The organism is Clostridium aceticum, assembly GCF_001042715.1.
In the GTDB taxonomy this organism is placed as follows: domain Bacteria; phylum Bacillota; class Clostridia; order Peptostreptococcales; family Natronincolaceae; genus Andreesenella; species Andreesenella acetica.
Genome location: NZ_CP009687.1, coordinates 4,060,764 through 4,081,943, shown reverse-complemented (window position 1 = coordinate 4,081,943; position 21,180 = coordinate 4,060,764). Strand labels below are relative to the sequence as shown.

General features: G+C 35.0%; 18 protein-coding genes. 17 read left to right on the top strand and 1 reads right to left on the bottom strand.

Annotation, left to right across the window (positions count from 1 at the left end; genetic code table 11):
- Positions 1-90: 90 nt before the first annotated feature.
- The 5 genes from CACET_RS18720 (at position 91) to CACET_RS18700 (ending at position 5,827) form a co-directional block, all read left to right on the top strand.
- On the top strand, positions 91-1,995 hold the full coding sequence (locus CACET_RS18720) for a sigma 54-interacting transcriptional regulator (RefSeq protein WP_044825600.1): 1,905 nt from the start codon (positions 91-93) through the stop codon (positions 1,993-1,995).
- 178 nt (positions 1,996-2,173) lie between these two features.
- Positions 2,174-2,461, top strand: coding sequence for a UxaA family hydrolase (locus CACET_RS18715; RefSeq protein ID WP_044825599.1), 288 nt, complete (start codon positions 2,174-2,176; stop codon positions 2,459-2,461).
- A gap of 30 nt (positions 2,462-2,491) precedes the next feature.
- Positions 2,492-3,649, top strand: coding sequence for a UxaA family hydrolase (locus CACET_RS18710; protein WP_044825598.1), 1,158 nt, complete (start codon positions 2,492-2,494; stop codon positions 3,647-3,649).
- 99 nt (positions 3,650-3,748) lie between these two features.
- Positions 3,749-4,708, top strand: coding sequence for a 2-keto-3-deoxygluconate permease (locus CACET_RS18705; protein ID WP_044825597.1), 960 nt, complete (start codon positions 3,749-3,751; stop codon positions 4,706-4,708).
- Between the two features lie 462 nt (positions 4,709-5,170).
- Positions 5,171-5,827 (top strand): flavodoxin family protein, encoded by a 657-nt coding sequence (locus tag CACET_RS18700; RefSeq protein ID WP_044825596.1) that lies wholly within the window; start codon positions 5,171-5,173, stop codon positions 5,825-5,827.
- A 168-nt stretch (positions 5,828-5,995) separates the two neighbouring features.
- Here the strand turns inward: CACET_RS18700 and CACET_RS21200 are convergent, their stop codons facing one another.
- Positions 5,996-6,823: a methyl-accepting chemotaxis protein gene (locus CACET_RS21200; RefSeq protein ID WP_044825595.1), complete on the bottom strand. Its 828-nt coding sequence runs from the start codon at positions 6,821-6,823 to the stop codon at positions 5,996-5,998.
- A gap of 381 nt (positions 6,824-7,204) precedes the next feature.
- On the opposite strand from CACET_RS21200, the gene CACET_RS18690 reads away from it, so the two are divergent.
- The 12 genes from CACET_RS18690 (at position 7,205) to gdhA (ending at position 21,005) form a co-directional block, all read left to right on the top strand.
- Positions 7,205-8,059: a metallophosphoesterase gene (locus CACET_RS18690; RefSeq protein WP_044825594.1), complete on the top strand. Its 855-nt coding sequence runs from the start codon at positions 7,205-7,207 to the stop codon at positions 8,057-8,059.
- A 66-nt stretch (positions 8,060-8,125) separates the two neighbouring features.
- Positions 8,126-8,629: a flavodoxin domain-containing protein gene (locus CACET_RS18685; RefSeq protein ID WP_044825593.1), complete on the top strand. Its 504-nt coding sequence runs from the start codon at positions 8,126-8,128 to the stop codon at positions 8,627-8,629.
- 124 nt (positions 8,630-8,753) lie between these two features.
- Positions 8,754-9,302: an RNA polymerase sigma factor gene (locus CACET_RS18680; protein WP_201774959.1), complete on the top strand. Its 549-nt coding sequence runs from the start codon at positions 8,754-8,756 to the stop codon at positions 9,300-9,302.
- Positions 9,286-10,041, top strand: a complete 756-nt coding sequence (locus tag CACET_RS18675) for a hypothetical protein (RefSeq protein ID WP_044825591.1) — start codon at positions 9,286-9,288, stop codon at positions 10,039-10,041. The genes CACET_RS18680 and CACET_RS18675 overlap by 17 nt, the downstream gene beginning before the upstream one ends.
- Positions 10,042-10,430: 389 nt before the next feature.
- Complete coding sequence (locus CACET_RS18670) at positions 10,431-11,189, top strand: class I SAM-dependent methyltransferase (RefSeq protein WP_044825590.1); 759 nt, start codon at positions 10,431-10,433, stop codon at positions 11,187-11,189.
- A gap of 134 nt (positions 11,190-11,323) precedes the next feature.
- Positions 11,324-12,244, top strand: a complete 921-nt coding sequence (gene rarD, locus CACET_RS18665; protein ID WP_044825589.1) for an EamA family transporter RarD — start codon at positions 11,324-11,326, stop codon at positions 12,242-12,244.
- A gap of 215 nt (positions 12,245-12,459) precedes the next feature.
- Positions 12,460-13,146 carry a response regulator transcription factor gene (locus tag CACET_RS18660; RefSeq protein WP_044825588.1) on the top strand — a complete coding sequence of 229 codons (687 nt, stop codon included), beginning with the start codon at positions 12,460-12,462 and terminating at the stop codon, positions 13,144-13,146.
- Positions 13,124-15,274: a sensor histidine kinase gene (locus CACET_RS18655; RefSeq protein ID WP_242846946.1), complete on the top strand. Its 2,151-nt coding sequence runs from the start codon at positions 13,124-13,126 to the stop codon at positions 15,272-15,274. Before CACET_RS18660 ends, CACET_RS18655 begins: the two co-directional genes overlap by 23 nt.
- 340 nt (positions 15,275-15,614) lie before the next feature.
- Complete coding sequence (locus tag CACET_RS18650) at positions 15,615-16,262, top strand: stalk domain-containing protein (protein ID WP_048407558.1); 648 nt, start codon at positions 15,615-15,617, stop codon at positions 16,260-16,262.
- A gap of 295 nt (positions 16,263-16,557) precedes the next feature.
- Entirely contained in the window at positions 16,558-18,444 is a 1,887-nt protein-coding gene (gene htpG / locus CACET_RS18645) for a molecular chaperone HtpG (protein ID WP_044825587.1), read from the top strand.
- 325 nt (positions 18,445-18,769) lie between these two features.
- Positions 18,770-19,462, top strand: a complete 693-nt coding sequence (rluF, locus tag CACET_RS18640) for a 23S rRNA pseudouridine(2604) synthase RluF (RefSeq protein WP_044825586.1) — start codon at positions 18,770-18,772, stop codon at positions 19,460-19,462.
- 205 nt (positions 19,463-19,667) lie between these two features.
- The gene (gdhA, locus tag CACET_RS18635; RefSeq protein ID WP_044825585.1) at positions 19,668-21,005 is read left to right on the top strand and encodes an NADP-specific glutamate dehydrogenase; all 1,338 of its coding nucleotides are present in this window, start codon (positions 19,668-19,670) and stop codon (positions 21,003-21,005) included.
- Positions 21,006-21,180 lie beyond the last annotated feature (175 nt).

Sequence of the window (21,180 nt, the reverse complement as noted above, 5' to 3'; positions counted from 1 at the left end):
TTTCCTCTACAAAAATAGGCAAAAAGATATATGAGTGATATTATTTAAGAAAAAAATTGGATAAGTAAGCTATGGAAGGGGGTAAATCGATTGAAACGAATTTGTTTTATCGCTCCATATGAAGAAATTTTTCAGTTAGCACATCAGGTTAGAGAAGAATCAAAACTTAATTTCACGATTAAGAAAGGCAATTTGGAAGAAGGCATTGAACCTGCTATGGAAGCTGAGAAACAAGGGGCGCAAGTCATCATAAGCCGAGGTGGCACTGCATCCTTTATAAGGCAAAACGTTAATATACCGGTGGTAGAAATTAGAGTAACTGGTTATGACGTGCTAAAAAGTTTATATCCCTATAGAAACACAAAAGTCATTATCGGGATTGTAGGTTACCAAAGTGTAGTAGATGGCTGTCATACCGTAAGCAGTATTTTAAATATACCGATCAAAGAAGTAATTATTCCTAACGTTGAGGAAGCAATAGATTGGAAAGTTGTTCAGCAGGAGGTGGCTGCGTTAATTGAGCAGTATGATATCAAAGTACTTGTTGGAGACACCACCATAATAAGCAGGTTAACATCCTTAAATATTGATGTCAAACTAATTACTTCTGGTAAGGAAGCAGTAATACAGGCTGTTGAAGAAGCTTTGCATATTCTTCATGTAAGAAAGGTGGAGAAAGAGAGAGGAAAAAGATTTGAGGCAGTGTTAGACTTTGTTAATGACGGTGTAGTAGCGACAGATGAACATGGTGTGATTACGGTAATCAACCCTGCGGCAGAAGATATATTCAAGGTTAAAAGGGAAGAAGCCCTCGGTTATCCTGTGAAGGAAATTATTCCAAATACCGAGATTATGAAGGTGTTAGAGAGTAAAAGTGCTGATATTCAAAAACTACAAAAAGTGTCTAATGACTATATTATGACCAACCGTATCCCCATTATAGTAGATGGCTTGGTTAAAGGTGTTGTTGCTACCTTTCAAGATGTTTCTACAATTCAAGGGGCGGAACAGAAAATTCGGCAAAATCTCTATGCCAAAGGTCTAGTAACCAGATATAGTTTTAAGGACTTCTTAACTAAAAATCAAAGAATGAAGCGGTTAATCACTGTTTCAGAAGACTTTGCCAAAACAGATGCCACCGTACTTATCGAAGGAGAGAGCGGAACGGGTAAGGAAATGTTTGCTCAAAGTATTCACGCGTTAAGCCTGCGTAAAGAAGGTCCTTTCGTAGCGGTGAACTGTGCCGCATTGCCCCCTCAACTACTAGAAAGCGAATTGTTTGGGTATGTAGAGGGAGCCTTTACTGGAGCAAAAAAGGATGGAAAGATTGGGCTTTTTGAACTAGCACATAATGGAACTATTTTTCTCGATGAAATAGGTGAAATGGATAAAAGCCTCCAGGCTAGGCTGCTAAGGGTACTTGAAGAAAAACAAGTTATGCGTCTAGGTTCGGATAAAGTAATCCCAGTAGATATTAGAGTAATAGCAGCTACCAACGCTAACTTAAAGAATCAAATCAAGCAGGATGAATTTCGTATGGACTTGTACTACCGACTTAATGTTTTAAAGCTACAAACCATCCCTTTAAGGGAAAGAAAAGAGGATATTGAATACTTAACCAACTATTTTATAAGGACAATCAACAAAAAATATGGACGTCAAGTAGAAAAATTTACTTCAGAAGTTATGACCCTCTTGATGAAATATTCTTGGCCAGGGAATATACGAGAACTAAAAAATATTGTTGAAAGGTTAGTATTGTCTGCTACCAAAGACTATGTTAGGTTAGAGGATACTGAATTTTTAATGGAAGAATTAAAGGATGATTTTACTTTGAAAGAAGAAGAAGATAAATTCAGTATATTAGAGGGAACGATGCAAGAAATAAAAAGAAAAGTGATTTTAAAGGTGTTGGAGGAAGAAAGCTATAACAAAAGTCGTACCGCAAAACGCTTAGGAATTGATCGATCAACAGTTGAAAAATATTTACAATGATGGATTTTCATACACATATGCGGAAAAAAACCACACTTTACTGTGGTTTTTTTGTTGGAAAAAGATACCTGGGCTTTGTGAAACCTAGGAATGAGGAGATTTGATTAAATTGGCATAGGTCTTGCAATATAATTTATACGTGATAAATAATAATGGACTCAAAGGAGGATGTACAAGTATGGTGAAACAAGCTGTTGTTATCAAAGAAAATGACAGTGTAGCTACTGCTACTCTTGACTTAAAAAAAGGTACTAAAATAAGCATGTTTATTGGAGAAAAGGAACTTGACGTTGTAGTGAAGGATGATATTCCTTTTGGTCACAAACTTGCCATTAAGGATATTGCTATAGGAGAGCATGTTCTTAAATATAGTGAATCAATAGGAAAAGCTACAAAAGATATCAAGATTGGTGATCATGTACACGTCCATAATGTTGAAAGTGCTCGTGGACGCGGTGACTTATAATTTAAATAATAATTTTCGGAGGTGTCAGTAATGAAATTTTATGGTTATAAACGTCCAGATGGTAAGGTTGGTATTCGTAACTATGTGTTATTATTGCCTACGAGTGTTTGTGCAACTCAGGTAGCAACAGAAATTGCTAATAAAGTAGAGGGCTGTACAGTAGTCAATAATCAATTTGGCTGTTGTCAAGTGGCTGGTGATGCGAAATTGACCTATAAAACGGTAGTTAATGTTGGTAAGCATCCTAATGCTGGGGCGGTAATTGTTGTTGGTTTAGGTTGTGAAGGTGTTGAACCTCATAAAGTAGCAGAAGAACTGAAGGATACTGGAAAGCCTGTTTCTACAGTTGTTATTCAAGAAGAAGGAGGTACCTTAGGTGCATTTGCTAAGGGGTGTGAGATTGCTCGTGAATATGGTCAAATGCTTTCTCAACAAACTAAGGAAGCGTTTGATGTTAGTGAACTGATTTTAGGTATTGAGTGTGGAGGATCTGATACTACTTCTGGACTAGCTTCAAATCCAGCCTGTGGAGTTGCTTCTGATATTTTAGTAGCAAATGGTGGTACTTCTATGTTGTCTGAAACTACTGAACTAATTGGTGCTGAGCATGTCTTAGCTCGTCGGGCTGTAAGCGAAGAGGTTTCAAACAAATTGTTAAAACTTGTTAACGACTGTGAAGAGCGAGCGAAAGCACTAGGGGAAGATATACGTGGAGGACAGCCTACACCAGGTAATATTGTAGGGGGCTTGACTTCTATTGAGGAGAAGTCCTTAGGATGTATTCATAAAGCAGGCTCTGCTCCTGTACAAGATGTATTAGAATATGCAGATATCCCTGTAAAAAAAGGCTTACATGTTATGGATACTCCTGGTCAAGATATTGAGTCCATCTCAGGTATGGTAGCAGGTGGTTCTCAAGTCATTATTTTTACTACTGGAAGGGGTACTCCTACTGGAAATCCTCTAGCACCAGTAATCAAAATTACTGGTAACAGCAATACTTATGAGAAGATGAAAGCAAACATTGATATAAATGCTGGGGATATTATATCGGGTGCTAAGAGCATCGAGGAAGTAGGTCAAGAAGTTTTTGATGAAATAATTAAGGTTGCAAACGGTAAAAACACGAAAGCAGAACAGCTTGGACATAGAGAGTTTTCTATTTATAAAAGTGCGCCAACCTTCTAAGAAGCCTATTGTTTGGGGCTCGGCTAATAGAGCCCCTTTCATCCTATATTTGCAATGGATTATTAGTAACTAGATCATAGATAGAGGGGGAGCTAAATAATGAAAATAAAAAAGTCTATAGAAAGAATTCCAGGGGGGTTAATGGTAGTGCCACTTCTCTTAGGGGCAATCGTTAATACTCTTTGGCCAGAAGTCCTTGAAATTGGAGGCTTTACAACTGCGATTGCTAGAGGTGCTATGCCTATTCTAGGTGTTTTCTTGTTTGTTATGGGTTCTCAAATGACTTTTAAGGCTGCACCGAAGGCTTTGAAAAAAGGTTTTAGCATTACTTTAGGTAAATTTTTAGCAGGGGTGGCTGTTGGTCTTGCAGTTCAGTATATTTTTGGAGAAAGCGGGTTTTTAGGATTGGCTCCACTAGCCATTATAGCTGCAATGACCAATACAAACGGTGGTCTTTATGCTGCTTTGACAGGAGAGTTCGGAGATGAAACAGATGTTGGCGCTATCTCTATTATTTCAATAAATGATGGACCCTTCTTTACATTGGTGGCTTTGGGGGCTGCGGGAGTAGCACAAATTCCACTTATGACGTTGGTAGCCGTAGTACTTCCTATTGTACTTGGTATGATTGTGGGTAATCTAGATGAGGAAATGAGAGAGTTTCTAGGGGCTGGTGGAAATATGTTAATTCCTTTCTTTGCTTTCGGTCTAGGTACTGGAATCAACTTCGGCATGTTAATTCAGGCGGGTATTCCCGGTATTATTTTAGGTCTAATGACAGTTGGGATTACAGGGCTTGCATGTATTTTTTCAGATAAAATTGCTGGTGGTTCAGGTGTTGCTGGAGCAGCAGCAGCTAGTACAGCCGGTAACGCTGTAGCAACACCTTTAGCTGTAGCATTAGCAGACCCAAGTTTACAGGCAGCTGCAGAGATTGCTACTGCTCAAGTTGCGGCTTCTACTATCATTACTGCGCTACTTGTTCCAGTTTTAACCACTTTTGTAGTGAAGAGAAATAAAAAGGTAAAAAATAAAAAAGAGAATGAAATCGTTATCTAGAAGTAAAACAATCATCTTCAAAAAATTTTTATACTACGCATTAATATTTATTCTAAAATAAGTTTTAATTCTATTGATGATAATTTACAATTAAAGATGAGAATAACTCGTCAAAACTAAAAATAATTTAAGTCTATAGAGAAGGATACAGGAGTAAACATCGGTAGATCAGGTGGAGCGTCTACGCTACCTGATTGAAAAAGATACATTAAAACAAGAGGAGTAGCTGGCAACAGAGCTACTCCTTTATTTTTCTAATGAGAAACCACTAATATAGAGGATAGTATGGAAAAAAATAGATAAAAGTACTATAATACAAGAATATAGTACTTTTATCGGCATAAGGTCATTAATAGGATCAAAAAAGGGTATGCATTAGTATAACTATAAGGTTAATGATCTGTTGGTAGGTTTTCTAATAATAGTATAGTAAAAAGTGGTTGATAAGGAGGAGTATGATTTATGAAAATAATAGCTTTCAATGGAAGTCCTAGAAAAGATTGGAATACTGCAACTTTGCTTCAACAGGCTCTTGACGGAGCTGTTTCACAGGGTGCTGAAACAGAATTAATTCATTTATATGACTTGAATTTCAAAGGTTGTATAAGTTGTTTTGCCTGTAAGGTGAAGGAAGGTAAGAGCTATGGAAGATGTGGCGTAAAGGATGAGTTGCAACCTCTGCTAAAGAAGGTAGAGGAGGTAGATGTTATGCTTTTGGGCTCACCCATTTATTTTGGGAATGTATCAGGAGAAATGAGATCTTTAATGGAGAGATTATTATTTCCTTATTTGATGTACAGCAAAGTCGATCCACGGACGCTTTTCCCTAAAAAACTACATATAGGACTGGTTTATACAATGAATGTGCCAGAAGAAGCTCTAAAGCAAGTAAAATACGATGAGTTATTTCAGGCTAATGAAAACCTGTTTAAAAGGATTTTTAGAGGTGATGTTGCCTCCTTATATAGTACGGATACCTATCAATTTACGGATTATACGAAGGTTGTAGCAGATATGTTCGACTTTGAAGCAAAAACAAAGAGACGTCAAGAAATATTTCCTATAGATTGCAGGAAAGCCTATGAAATGGGAGTAAAATTCGGGAAAATGCGAGAGTAGACCCCTGTGTAATCATGCCGCAAAACTGTATAGATAAGAAAAGCCCTAGCAATAAAAAAACAACTGTGTAAATTATACCACAGTTGTTTTTTTAATAAGAAATAGTTTGTTTAAATGAAGTCGCAGAACCTGTAATATAGAGGAACACTATCAATTTGTAAAGCTATTCTAAAGCTCTTTAGATAAATCCGCCAACAATTGGGTATTGGCATTAAGCTCCTCTAAGGCACCTAGTATTTGCTCAGCATTTTCCGATTGTATCTTAGTAGCCCCAGTGGTAGTTTCAATAACTTCATGCATCTTACTTACGGATTCCTTAATAGATTGCAGAATATTATTAATATTTGTAACAGAGTTGGTTGTTTCTACGGAAAGCTTCCTGATTCTTTCTGCTACAACAGAAAAACCTCGTCCTTGTTCTCCTGCTTTTGCAGCTTCAATTGCAGCGTTTAGACCTAAGAGGTTAGTTTCATCAGAGATATTTTTAATATATTTAAGAATTGTATCACTTTGGGACATTTGGAGCATTGCATTTTTACTTTGGGTACTTGTTTCTTCAGAAGAAACAGCGATTTCATTGGCTGAACTAGAAATTTCATCGATGTTGGCGGTGATTTCTTCAAGGGCGGCAGCAATGTTTTCTATGAGCTCTGTGTGTCTATGTTGACGCTTTAAACTTCTACCAATGCTGATGGTACCAACGGGATTTCCTTGATGATTTTTAATGGGAATAGTCACAGATTTAAAAGGAATACCAAAAATTTCTTTGGGAATGATTTCTACAATTTTTTTGTTTTCTTGGAGGCAACGATACATGACATCTCCCTTTTTTAAGGGAGCCCCTTCCACTGCTTTTACATCTAACTCTTTGCCAGGAAGATACTTTAAAAATGTTTCTGTATCTCCAATACCTATAATACAATCTTCATCGATTAAGTCTTGAAGGTAGGTGCTCATTTCAATGAAATAATTTAGTGTCTTTTCATTTTCAGACATGATAGTCAGCCCCTTATAAAGTTATTAAGATGATTTACAACATTGTAATAATTCCACTAATTTATGAAATATCCTGCAATTTAGAGCAAAAAAATTTAGGAAATAAGGCTGTTTCTTGATTACCAATAATTTTTTTGGTAGGCAAAAATAAGGAAAAATCAATAATCAGGAGGACGGTCGAAGAGAGTTTGGTAATAATTGTGTTAAGTTAACTTCTATAAGAGTGAAATTAGGATAAAGATAGGATTTGGTCAGATAATAAAATAGATACAAACTTACTATCAAAACGATGAATTCTAGGAATGAAAATGAACCTTAAGAAAATTGTTATCTAGATTATTGTAGAAAAAGCACACTTAAAATAGAAAAGGAGTAATAAAAATGGAGGTAAGTTTACAGCAAAAAGTATTAATCATAGGAGATATACATGGATGTTATGATGAGATGATAGAACTGATTGATAAGTCACAGATTGATTTATCAAGAGACTGGGTCATATCTGTAGGGGATATCGTAGATAGGGGCATGAAGACACCAGAGGTTTTTAGTTTTTTTCAGAACACCCCTCATGCACTAATGATATTAGGAAATCATGAAGCAAAACATCTTTTCCAACATCATAAGAAAAAGGTGGATTTAACTGATCCTTCCGTGGCCATTCAAAAGAGGATGATAGAACCTAACCAATACAGTGTCATGTTAGATTATCTGAGAAGCCAACCCCTATATCAATCTGTTGAATACCCCAATAAAAAGTATCTCATTTTACATGCAGGTATTACAGAAGATATTGATCTTCAAGATATGCCTTTATATCTTCCAGAGGATTATGTGAAGGATGAAAAAATCAAGACAATTATTGGAAGAGGATCTAGAAGAAGAAAAGGCTTTGACGAAAAATCAACGCCTTGGTATGATGAAATATCTTCTGCGTATACTATTGTTTTTGGGCATCAAATAACACAAGAGGTTATTCGGGGAGAAAATAAAAATGTTTATGGCATTGATACAGGTTGTTGTAGAGGTGGTAAGTTGACGGGTTTGTTATTGCCAGAGGAAAAAAATTTTCAGGTAGAGGCCAAAAAGAATTACTATGATGAGATAGAGAAGAACTATTTGGATAGTTATTACTTGGAGGTATTTGATTTACTAAGTGAGAAACAGAAAGAAACGTTGTTACAGCAAGATAACATTGAAAAAACAAAAAAGAAAATTCAGCAGGAAATGAAGGAATGAAGTCAAAAATAAAGGATAGAAGAATAGTAGTATTGAATAAATAGGTTAAATGAAAGGGGATGGAATATGAAAGTACTAATCCTTTATGCCACAAAGCACGGTGCCACAGAAAAGTGTGCTAAAATCTTGGCGGGTAAACTTAGGGGAGAGGTTGATTTATGCAACCTCAAGGCGATGAAGAGTATAGACTTTGCACAGTATCAAAAGGTCATCATTGGAGGATCCGTTTATATGGGTAAGATTCAAAAAGAAGTAAGTGAGTTTTGTTTGAAAAACATGAATGTTTTAAAGGAAAAGGAGATAGGGCTATTTATATGCTGCATGAAGGATAAGGATGATGCAGTAACACAATTGCAGAGTTGTTTTCCACAGGAAGTTCTAATGAAAGCCTCTGTCAAAGAATGTTTTGGAGGAGAGTTTATCTTTGGAAAAATGAACTTTATCGAAAAGTTTATTGTTAAGAAGGTAGCAAAAACAGATAAAGATCTATCAAAAATTTCTATTGAAAGTATTGATAGGTTTGCACAAGCTATGAACGGGGATGTAAGACCTAATAAATCAACAAAATAAGCTCATAAAAAAACCAACAGTAAAAAGCTGTGGTTTTTTTATTGCAAAAAACTTCTGTTTTCGAAAAACTTTTATTCCAGCTAGAGGGTATATTATATAAAGATACAAAAAAGGTGGTGATATAGTGCAACAACTCATAAAACAAATAAAAGCTGGTGACAAAGAAGCCTTTAAGGCTTTGTATGATCAATATGCAGAATACACACTAAGAGTGGCTACCGTAATTACTAAAAACAGGAGCTATGCAGCAGATGCAGTTCAAGAGGCTTTCATACGAGTTTATAAAAACATCAATAGCTTTGATGAGAGTAAACCCTTTGAGCCTTGGCTTTATAAAATTCTTATAAACGAATGTAATAGAATCTTAAGGAATCAATCAAAAACCATCCCTATAAGTGATTACCTAGAGAACCATTCAACAATGATAGAAGAGGACTCTTATAGGTTTGAGGAATATGAGGAGCTGTATGCAGCGATTGAGGGATTAGAGGATATAAATAGAGTGCCTATCCTATTAAAATACCTAAAGGGGTTTACAGAGCTTGAGATAGCCAATATTTTAGAGCTTAATGTAAATACAGTAAAATCTCGATTGTTCAAAGGCAGAGAAAAGTTGAGGAAGATTATAGGAGGATTTGAAGAAGGGAGGAATAACAGTGAAAAAAAACTTTGATGAAAAAATAGAACAATCGCTAAAGCAAGGAACAGATTCGTCTGTAGAGCTTAAAGAAGAGATATGGAACAAGATTGAGAGTAGAATTAATGACAATAATATGGAGGTAAATATGAAAATGGAAAGACAAAAAAGAAGCAAGAAAAACTTTTGGGGAGTAGGGACTATAGCTGCTGCCTTAGCCATCATGTTTCTAGCCGGTACAGCACCAGGACATGCTACAATCGATAGAATCAAAGAATTATTTACACCGGAAAAAGTCATTGTAGAAGAGATCGAGGGAATGGAAGAACAAAGTGACGTAACTTTGCAGAGAAGTAAATTAGGATATGTAATTTATTTTGATGAGGAAAGATTTGCACTAGAAACGATTGACGGCAAAGATAAAATTGCTCCAAGAGAACAAGCAGACTATGTGCCAGAAGTTTTTATGGAAATACAGCATGTAGAGGGAAGAGATGTTAAAAGTCTTGTTCCAGAAATACAGAAATCTTTAGAAGAAGAGTATGGGGTAAGTATTAGTAGGGAAGAGGTAGCAAGTCCTGTAGAGGGGACTGTCCTACACGGGACAGAGGGAAGAAAATGGGACGATATCGTTGTACGATGTTACTTGGTAGATGATACACAGGGGGGGACCTTTGTTATTAAGCAGCAGTACTTTTTAGAAGCCGCTGAAGGATTTGGTCACAGATTTAATAACATGCTAAAAGAATTTCAAATCATTATGCTAGAGGAGTAGTCTGTTATAGATGGGCGGTATTATACTTGAAATTTAATATATTAAGGGCTACATTTGTGACCCTTGATCTTGTGGGGGAAACCCTAGACTATATATATTAAAATTCTTAGCCACACATCAATGCTAAAAACCCTTTGTCCTTTGAAGTTGACACTATTGTAAAAGTATGTTAAAATTTTAATTAACAATAGGGCAATGAATGCTTTATTGAACTTTTAAGAATAAAAGTAAATGTAAGTAAGCGTAGATATATAAGAAATTAAAAATAAATAATAATGAAAAAATATAACCATGAAGGTTTACTGCGATACAGAAGTGTTGCGGCTAATTTTCGTGGTTTTTTATTTGTTTTAAAACCTTTACTTCACACAAACTAGGGGGAATAACGTATGGGAGAGCTTTTAGAAAAAGTAGAAAAGTATTGGGATAAAAGAGCGGATGGTTATTGTCAAGTGAATTTAGAGGAACTCAACAGCTTTAAAAGAGAAGCTTGGACAAACTTAATCAATGAGTATGCACCAAAAGTAACAAAAAGAAAATTAAAAGTACTAGATATAGGAACGGGACCAGGTTTTTTTGCAATCATTATGGCCAGCTGTGGTTATGAAGTTACCGCTGTCGATTATACAGAAACAATGTTGCAAAGGGCTAAAAACAATGCAGGTATTTACAGAGAGAGTATTACTTTTAAAAGAATGGATGCCCATGCTTTAGGTTTCGAAGACAACACCTTTGATTTAATCATTACTAGAAATTTAACATGGAATCTTGAAAGGCCTCAAGAGGCATACAGGGAATGGCATAGGGTGTTGGCTCCAGGAGGAAGACTATTAAACTTTGATGCCAATTGGTATCTGCATGTACATGATGCTGAGAAAAGAAAACAATATGAACAGGATCGAGAAAACACCAAGGAAAGAAACTTAGAAGATCACTATGTCAACACAAATATTGAGGCGATGGAAGAGATAGCAAGAAACCTTCCTTTGAGCAAGGAGCACAGACCTCTATGGGATACAAAGGAAATGCTACAAATTGGATTTAAAAAGATCATATTGGACACAGAAATTGGAGATAAGGTATGGGATGAAGAAGAACGTGTAAACTATGGTTCTACACCTATGTTTATGGTGGCAGGAGAAAAATAAACTTATTCTGCTGATATTTCAGTAATAAAAAAGAGGGATAATCTTTTTAAAGGTTAGCCCTCTTTCTTCTTTCCAAAAACATGTTTCAGCAGTATAATTGATATATTATATAAGATCTAGTAGGAGGATGTCGGATGGAGGATAGACAATTCAAAGATAATACAAGATTGATAGGAGTACTTTTAGCACTTGGAGCCGTACTATTATGGGGGCTCCTGCCCCTTTACTGGAAACTACTGAAGGAAATCCCTGCTGATGAAATATTGGCCCATAGGGTTTTTTGGTCCTGCATATTTTTATTTTGTATTCTGGCTTACAAAAAAAAGCTTTCTAATATTAAAGAGGCAGCAAAAAATAAAAAAAATTTGATGTTGGTAGCTATCGGAGCTATTACAGTTTCTGTTAATTGGGGTTTATATATATGGTCTGTTAACTCTGACTACTTAGTAGAAGCCAGTATGGGGTATTATATTAATCCTCTGATCGTTGTAACTTTAGCAACGGTAGTACTAAAAGAAAAGTTGAACAGATGGCAGGTTGTATCGATTATGGCGGCGTTGGTAGGTGTAGCTATTTTAACGATACAATATGGTCAAGTTCCCTGGATATCCTTAGCACTAGCATTAAGTTTTGCTCTTTATGGATTATGCAAAAAACTGACAACGATAGATTCCTTGACAGGCCTTATGCTGGAGACTTTGCTGATTATGCCAATAGCTCTAGGATATATTCTTTTTAAGGAGTACCAAGGAACAGGTTCCTTGAGAGTGGTGCCCTATACTACCTTGGTGATCCTCTCTCTTGCAGGAATCGCTACAGCTACCCCACTGATGATGTTTGGGGAGGCCGCTAAAAGAGTACCATTATCTTTGATGGGCTTTGCTCAATACATTACACCTACCATTAGTTTAATTCTTGGAGTTTTTGTGTATCATGAAGAATTTACAAGAACGCATTTTATCAGTTTTGGATTTATTTGGTGCGGTCTGCTAATTTTTTCTTTGTCTCAAATAGTGGGAATGAGAAAACTTCATCCAAAGCAGGTACCTAGCTAAAAAATTTCAAAGAATATAAATCTTCTTAATTTGGCATCATATTTAAATGATATGTAATTTTAAAATATTCCTTTCTGACGGATTTATAAATTCCTGTTAGAAAGGTTTTTTTGTATATTTTTAAGAAATTTGTAAGAATTATAATAGTAGAAACTTAAAAAGTCTGTGCTATGATAACTATAAGAGATATCTCTAAAGGGTTTAGGAGTGATGCTATGTACAATATTCTTGTTGTTGACGACGAAAAAGAAATAACCGATGCTATAGAAATTTATTTAAAAAACCAAAACTATCATGTTTTTAAAGCCTATGATGGAGAGGAAGCACTGGAAATCTTTGCAAGAGAAGAGATTCATCTAGTACTTATAGATATCATGATGCCAAAGCTAGATGGCACAAGTGCTACCATAAAAATAAGAGAAAAGAGTACAGTGCCAATTATTATTCTTTCTGCAAAATCAGAAGATATGGATAAAATATGGGGACTAAATGTGGGGGCAGATGACTATATCACTAAGCCTTTCAACCCATTGGAATTATTGGCAAGAGTAAACTCCAATCTTAGAAGATATACCAGTTATTCAAAGGTGAAAGAAACAAAGGAAAATCTCATAAAAATAGGCGGTATTGAGCTGAAGGATGAAAGCAAAGAAGTACTAGTGGATGGTGAGGTAGTTAAAACTACACCACTAGAATATAAGATTCTCTATCTTTTGATGAGTAATCCTAATAAAGTATTTTCCATAGAAGAAATCTATGAAAAAGTATGGAAGGAACCAGCATATAACCCAGATACGGTGACAGTGCATATAAGAAGAATTCGTGAAAAAATTGAAATTAATCCGAAGGAACCAAAATATTTAAAGGTGGTGTGGGGGATTGGATACAAATTTGAACAATGATAATATGGAAGAAAAAAATACCATAGATGTGGAAGATGCAAAAGATGAAGAGATGCAAGATATACAAGGGAAATTTGATAAGATTGAAGAAGAAAAACATATGCCCATAGCTAGAGAAAATCAGGATATCGATGCTGCAAAAGCTCCCAAAAGGTTAGTGGCCTCTACAGTAGCTATCTTAATGATACTATTAATATTTGCAGCTGCTTCAGTAGCTAGTTATGGACCCATGAAAGACAGTCTATTTGCTACCAAGGATAATACAAAAACCTATATGGAAAGCTATGAGTTTCCCCATACATTAATCCGTTTAACAAGATATCTAAAGGAAACCAAGATTCAAGAAGGCAATGATTGGTATGACCCTTGGTACGAAAATGCAGAAAGTATTTATTATTATATCAGTGACAGGGAAAAAACCTTTAGTATAAGTAATGTGGATGGGATTACAGAGGATAAACTGCAAGATGAAATAAAAAATAGCCAGTTTTATTTGCGTGCAAGCTTTGATGAAAGTGGTAATGTAGAAATAGAGAATTCGTTGGGAAGGAGATTTCATAAAGATATTTTTATAAATGGGCTAGGGCTCTCAAATGAAGACAAAGTAGAATATGCTAATCTAGATATAGTGTATATCGTACCAAAGGATTTTGAGAAACATAATGATTTTCTTGCCTATAATATGAAGCATTTTCATGTTACTCCTAACTATTTTTTACTGATTTTAGCAATAGGAGCCGTAAGTATTCTTATTCTAATGATAATGGCTTTCGCAATACCCTATAGCTTTCAAAGTAAAACGGGGATGTGCAGGCTTTTTAATAAAATGTTTTTAGAATTCAAAGCTTTGCTTTGGTTAGGATTTGGTATCATACCTCTTTTGGGAATATCTTTACCTAGTTACTACAGTGCTAATAGTTTCAATGTAGTCGATGCAATTTACTATCCTAATATATACTTTTACCTTATCGGTATACCTGTGACCTTTGTACTATATCTGCTGACCTATTTAACCATTGTTTATATCAAATATATTTACCATACAGGATTCAAAGAAGGCTTAATATGTAACAGTGTTCTAGGAAAGCTAAGTTTTTATATGCTTGGAAGTGTTAAACAACTACTAAGACAGGCTATGGAGATAGATGTAAGAAAGGATTGCCATAAAAAGCTTTTTATGACTTTGACCATCAATTTATTTATATTATGGATCATTGCACTATCTAGATTCTTTGGTGTTATCTTGGCTATTGTTTATAGTATCTTCCTATTCAAATATTTACTAAAAATGATAGATAGGGTTAAGGCTTTAGAGGGTGCCAGCAATCAATTAGCAGAAGGAAACTTTGCTATTACACTTGATGAAGACATGGGCATACTAAGCCCCATTTCTGAAAACCTAAACAATATTAAAGACGGCTTTCAGTTGGCTGTAGATAAGGAAACAAAAAGCCAAAAAATGAAGGCAGAGCTTATTTCAAATGTATCTCATGATCTAAAAACCCCTCTCACATCTATCATCACTTATGTAGATTTATTGAAAAAAGAGGACAATACACCAGAGGCTCAAAAAGAATTTATAGGAATCCTAGATAAAAAATCAAAAAGACTTAAGGTACTGATTGAGGATTTGTTTGAAGCCAGCAAGGCAAGTAGTGGGAATATTGAACTTTCTTTAGAAAATTTAGACGTTGTTGCTTTGTTTAGACAGACATTAGGAGAATTAGAGGAAAAAATCAATGATAGTACCCTTCAAATGAAAATAAATACACCAGAAAATAAAATTATCTGTAAACTTGACGGCAAGAGAACCTATAGAATATTTGAAAATATTATGAGCAATATTCTAAAGTATGCCATGCCAAACTCAAGGGTCTATATAGACCTTGTAGAGAGCCAACAGGAAGTACGCTTTATATTCAAAAATATTTCTGCTTATGAAATGAATTTTGATACCAGTGAGATTACAGAACGCTTTACAAGGGGAGATAGGTCTAGACACACAGAAGGATCAGGACTAGGGCTCTCCATAGCCAAAAGTTTTATAGAACTACAAAAAGGAAGGCTAGAAATAAATATAGATGGGGATTTATTTAAATTAATTGTCACATTTCCCAAAGCAGGGTAAGTTTTGATAGGAGATTTTATAATTGAATTTTAGTAATAGGGGCTATAATTTCTGTTTTTAGCTAAAAACTTAGCTAAGGGTTGAAAGTATAGCCTTTGTTTTATTAAATACTTAAACTTGGCACTAATGTACCCAAAGGAATTAAAATATTGTTGAAATACCTAAAAATATTGACAAAACGAATTTGAAAACATATAATACATAGTAACGATAATTATTATCATATATTACGTATTTTCAAAAGGAGGGTTGTCTGGAGAATATGGGTTTGGAAGTGTAGGCTTTGTATACATAAACATAAGTAGGCGTAAAAATCTCATATCATCAAAGGAGGATTTCAATGAAAAAGTTTATTTCTGGCTTACTGGTAGGAGCCACCTTAATGACCGGTATAGCTTATGCCACTGGAACACAAATAGAAGTATCCTTTAGACCATTAAAGTATTATGTTGAGGGGGTAGAAAAAACACCACCTGCTGATCAAGCTGGGTTTATTTATAATGGAAGAACTTATGTGCCATTAAAATTTGTATCAGAAACCCTTGGTAAAGAAGTAAAGTGGGATGGTGATACTTCTTCTATTTATATCGGTGGTCAGCCCCAGGCACCACAAACCAAGCACATACATAACTATGAAAACGGAACCTATAGAGGTATATTTGCAGATAGAGGAGATATTCAGGTTTCTGTTGAGTTTAAACTAGAAAATAATATTGTAACAGACATTAACTTTAGGCAGCTTTATCATGGTGGCAAGGATTATCGAACAGAAAAAGAAGATCAAGTAATGATAGGATTAAGAGAACAGCACGAGCAATTAATTCAACATCTTGTAGGAAAAGATATTCGAGAAAGTTTGCACCACCTATATGAGCCAGGTAATATTGTAACAGAAGATGTAGATACTTTTACAGGAGCTACCCTTAGAGCAGGAAAAATCATCTCTGCTGTTAGAGATGCCCTTAATAGAGGTGTTTATAAATACTAATTGGAGTTAACTATTTAAAATAATGTTTTGATTAAATAGGAGCCACTTTAAAAAAAATTAAAGGGAGGCTCCTATTTTTATAGAGAAAGAAGGTACAAAATTAGCACTCCTTTAAAGAGAGTGCTAATTTTGTATTGACTAAAAATTCATATAGTTGTAATATAGATTTGTACAAAGAATATAGAGATACCTCTAGGAATTTTAATGTTACGGAGGATATCTATCACGACAACGCTTTGTACCTATAAATAAAACTACTACATAAATCATGTTAAGTGATAAGGAGGATATTATAATGAATAAAGAAAAAGGAAATTTATCAATTCACAGCGAGAATATTTTTCCTATCATTAAAAAATGGTTATATTCGGATCAGGATATCTTCATCAGAGAGCTAATATCAAATGCTTGTGATGCTATCACTAAAGTAAAAAGATTAAATAGCTTAGGTGAGGCAGATTTAAGGGAAAATGCAGATTTTCAAGTAAAGGTTGTTTTAGATACAACAGCAAAAACACTAAAATTTATTGACAACGGTATAGGTATGACAGAGGAGGAAGTGAAGAAGTATATCAATCAAATTGCTTTCTCAGGAGCAGAGGATTTTCTACAAACCTATAAAGACAAAGGAGACATAGATCAGATCATCGGACACTTTGGTCTTGGATTTTATTCTTCCTTTATGGTAGCTGAAACGGTAGAAATCGATACCTTATCCTATAAGCAAGATGCTATAGCAGTTCGATGGCGTTGTGATGGTAAGACAGAATTTGAGATGGAGAGCAGTAATAAAGTTACCAGAGGTACAGAAATCACCCTATATCTAGGAGAAGATGGGGAAGATTTCTTAAAAGAGTATACGGTAAAATCTACTATTGAAAAGTACTGTTCCTTTATGCCCTATCCCATCCACTTTGAGGTAGCCGACAAGGAACCAGAAAAAGATGAAGATGGAAATATCATTATTGAGGAAGCCAAAGCTTTAAATGACGTAGCACCTTTATATACAAAGCAGCCAAATACTTGTACAGATGAGGAGTATAAAGAATTTTACCAAAAAACTTTTAGAGACTTCCAAGAGCCTCTTTTCTGGATTCATCTTAACATGGATTATCCATTTAATTTAAAAGGAATTTTGTACTTCCCTAAGTTGAATACAGAGTTTGATACAATGGAAGGGCGTATCAAATTATATAATAATCAAGTTTTTGTGGCAGATAATATTAAAGAAGTCATTCCAGAGTTTTTACTGCTTTTAAAGGGTGTAATTGATTGTCCAGATTTACCCCTAAACGTCTCCAGAAGCTTTTTACAAAATGATGGATTTACTAGAAAGATATCTGATTATATTACCAAAAAGGTAGCAGATAAGCTAAATAGTCTATTTAAATCAGGCCGAGAGGGTTTTGAAAAATTTTGGGAGGACATCAGTCCCTTTATTAAATATGGTATACTAAAAGACACTAAGTTTTATGATAAGGTAGAATCTATTATTCTGTATAAGACCACAAAACAGCAATACGTTACACTTGAAGAATACCTTGAAAACTATGGAGAAAAAACAAACAAGCAAATCTATTATGTTTCTGATGATGTACAACAGGCACAGTATATTAAGATGCTGCAAGAACATGATTTGGAGGCTGTGATTTTAGACCATAATATTGATTCCGCCTTTATATCCCATATGGAGATGAAAAAGAACGAGATCAGTTTCAAAAGGGTAGATTCAAATGTTACAGAGCTAATGAAGGATAAGGATCAAGCAGCAGATGAAGAGGTTAGTACCAAAGAGACAGAAGCTTTAACAAAGGTTTTCAACAAGATACTTAATAAAGAAGACTGTAAAATTCAGCTGGAAAGTTTAAAATCTCAGGAAGTTGCAGGAATGATTATCCTTGCAGAAGAAAGCAGAAGAATGCAAGAAATGATGAAGAGATATAGTATGGGTGGCTTTAATCCTAATACAATTCCAACAGAGGAAATACTTGTACTGAACAAGAAACATCCTCTTGTTCAATACATTTTAAAACACGCTGAGGAAGAAACAGAGATATTGAATTTCATCGTTCATCAAGTATACGATTTGGCAGTGATGAGTCATAAACCTCTTTCTCCTGAAGCCATGGGCAACTTTATTAAAAGAAGCAACGAAATTATGAAGCGATTAATTGTAGAGTAGTACTATAGATTAGCTTCTAGTAACAATGTGGCAGAGTTTGATGTCTGTCACATTGTTTTCGTTTTTCCACCGTATGCAATGCCACACTTAGGGAAAAATATCAGTAGTTACAAAGCAGATAGCTAGTTATAAGCGTTAAATTAATACAATTATTACCAAAACTTTTTCGAACTGTCATCCCAAACGTAGCGAAGGACCTTGGAGTAACGAAGGATGACAAATTATGGACTAAGTTAACGCTAATGAATAGCTAATTAGAGTAATTTTTAGTGAATAAAATTAATAAGAGATATTTGTAAACCAATAAGCAAAGAGGGTAATTTCAATGAGAATTAATAAATTTATTAGTGAAACAGGCATATGTTCTCGGCGAGAAGCTGACAAGTTGATTGGAGCAAAAAGAGTAACGATTAATGGTGTAGTTGCAGAACTTGGCAGTACTGTAGAAATTGGAGATCGAGTACATATTGATGGAAAATCTATTGGGACTAAAAAAAGTGCAATTTACATTGCATTGAATAAACCCGTAGGAATAACCTGCACTACGGAAAAACATGTGGTAGGAAATATTGTGGACTTTGTCAATCACCCTGAGCGAATTTTTCCTATAGGAAGACTAGACAAGGATTCCGAAGGTCTAATTCTACTTACCAATGATGGAGATATTGTAAATAAAATTTTGCGTGCAGAAAATAACCATGAAAAAGAATATATTGTAAGGGTCAACAAACCAATCACTAAGAACTTCATGCAAGGTATGGCCACTGGAGTAAAGATTCTTGGACAACAAACAAAACCCTGCAAGGTAAAATATATGAGTGATAAAGTATTTAAAATCATTCTTACGCAAGGATTGAATCGACAAATTCGAAGGATGTGCCAGGCTTTTGGCTATAGGGTTGAAAAACTTCAAAGAATCCGAATTATGAATATTAAACTAAGAGGGTTAAAGATAGGAGAATGGAGGAACTTAACAAAAGACGAAATGAACCAACTAATAAATTCTCTTAAAGAATAAGTCTTTTTTTCTTAAGAAAAGTCTGAACTTCGTTTGTTCTAAAAAAAAACATCATGTTTTCGAAAATTTAGAATATTACATATTGCAAATCTATTTCACTTTTGTTATAATTCATTATTATACATTGCACTTTGTATAAATTATACTAAAGTAATTTGCTTGCAAGCATTTTTATTACTTAATCTAAATTAGGAGTTTGATAGCAATGAAGTTATTAGGAAATATTATGGAACAAGTTATTAAAAGAAATCCAAATGAACCAGAGTTTCATCAGGCAGTAAGAGAAGTTTTAGAATCCTTAGAGCCCGTAGCAGAAAGACACCCACAGTGGGTAGAAGCAGGAATATTTGATAGAGTTGTTGAGCCTGAGAGACAAATGATTTTTAGTGTGCCATGGGTAGACGATCATGGTAAAGTTCAAGTAAATAGAGGTTTTAGAGTTCAATTCAATAGTGCAATAGGACCTTATAAGGGTGGGTTAAGATTCCATGCTTCCGTTTATATTGGTATTATAAAATTTTTAGGATTTGAACAAATATTCAAGAACTCATTAACTGGGCTACCACTAGGTGGCGGCAAAGGTGGAAGCGATTTTGACCCTAAAGGAAAGTCGGATGCAGAAATTATGAGATTCTGTCAGAGTTTTATGTCAGAACTTTACAGACATATAGGGGAAAACACAGATGTTCCAGCAGGTGACATTGGTGTTGGTGGACGAGAAATTGGTTATTTATATGGTATGTATAGAAAAATCAGAAATGACTTTACAGGTGTATTAACTGGTAAGGGATTATCTTGGGGTGGAAGTCTTGTAAGAACAGAAGCCACTGGCTATGGTCTTTGCTACTTCATGGAGGAAGCAATGAGGGCGATTAAGGGTAAGTCCTTTGAAGGTGCTACTGTTGCTATTTCTGGTTCTGGTAATGTTGCTATCTATGCAGCGGAGAAGGTATACCATCTAGGAGGCAAGCCTGTAACTGTAAGTGATTCCAATGGATATATATATGATCCTGATGGTATTAATGTAGATACTGTAAAGCGAATCAAAGAAATTGAAAGAAAAAGAATAAGTGAATATATAAAATATCATCCAAATGCAAAGTATACAGAAGGCTGTCAAGGTGTTTGGTCAGAGAAGTGCGATATTGCCCTTCCTTGTGCTACTCAAAATGAGCTTGATGAAGAAGCGGTAAGGACACTTATTGCTAATGGCTGCTTTGCAGTTGGTGAAGGTGCCAATATGCCAACTACCCCTGAAGCAGTAGAAATACTGTTAGAAAATGGCGTTGTATTTGGTCCTGCGAAAGCTGCTAATGCTGGAGGCGTTGCTACTTCAGGCCTTGAAATGTGTCAAAATAGCATGAGATACCCTTGGACATTTGAAGAAGTGGATGCTAAACTCAAGGAAATCATGGTAAATATTTATACAAATGCAAGTAGTGCTGCAAAAGAATATGGTTATGAAAATAACCTTATGGTTGGTGCTAATATAGCTGGATTCCTAAAAGTTGCTGATGCAATGTATGCTCAAGGTATACTATAATACATATTAAAAGTATAAAAATCTTCTATATGTATTACATTATAAATATATCTATAATTCATAAACGTTAACTTAATACAATTATTTCTAAAATTCTGTCGAAGTGTCTTCCTGAGCGTAGCGAAAGATCTTGGAATAACGAGGAATTTTGCTAATTCTAAGATCCTTCGACTAC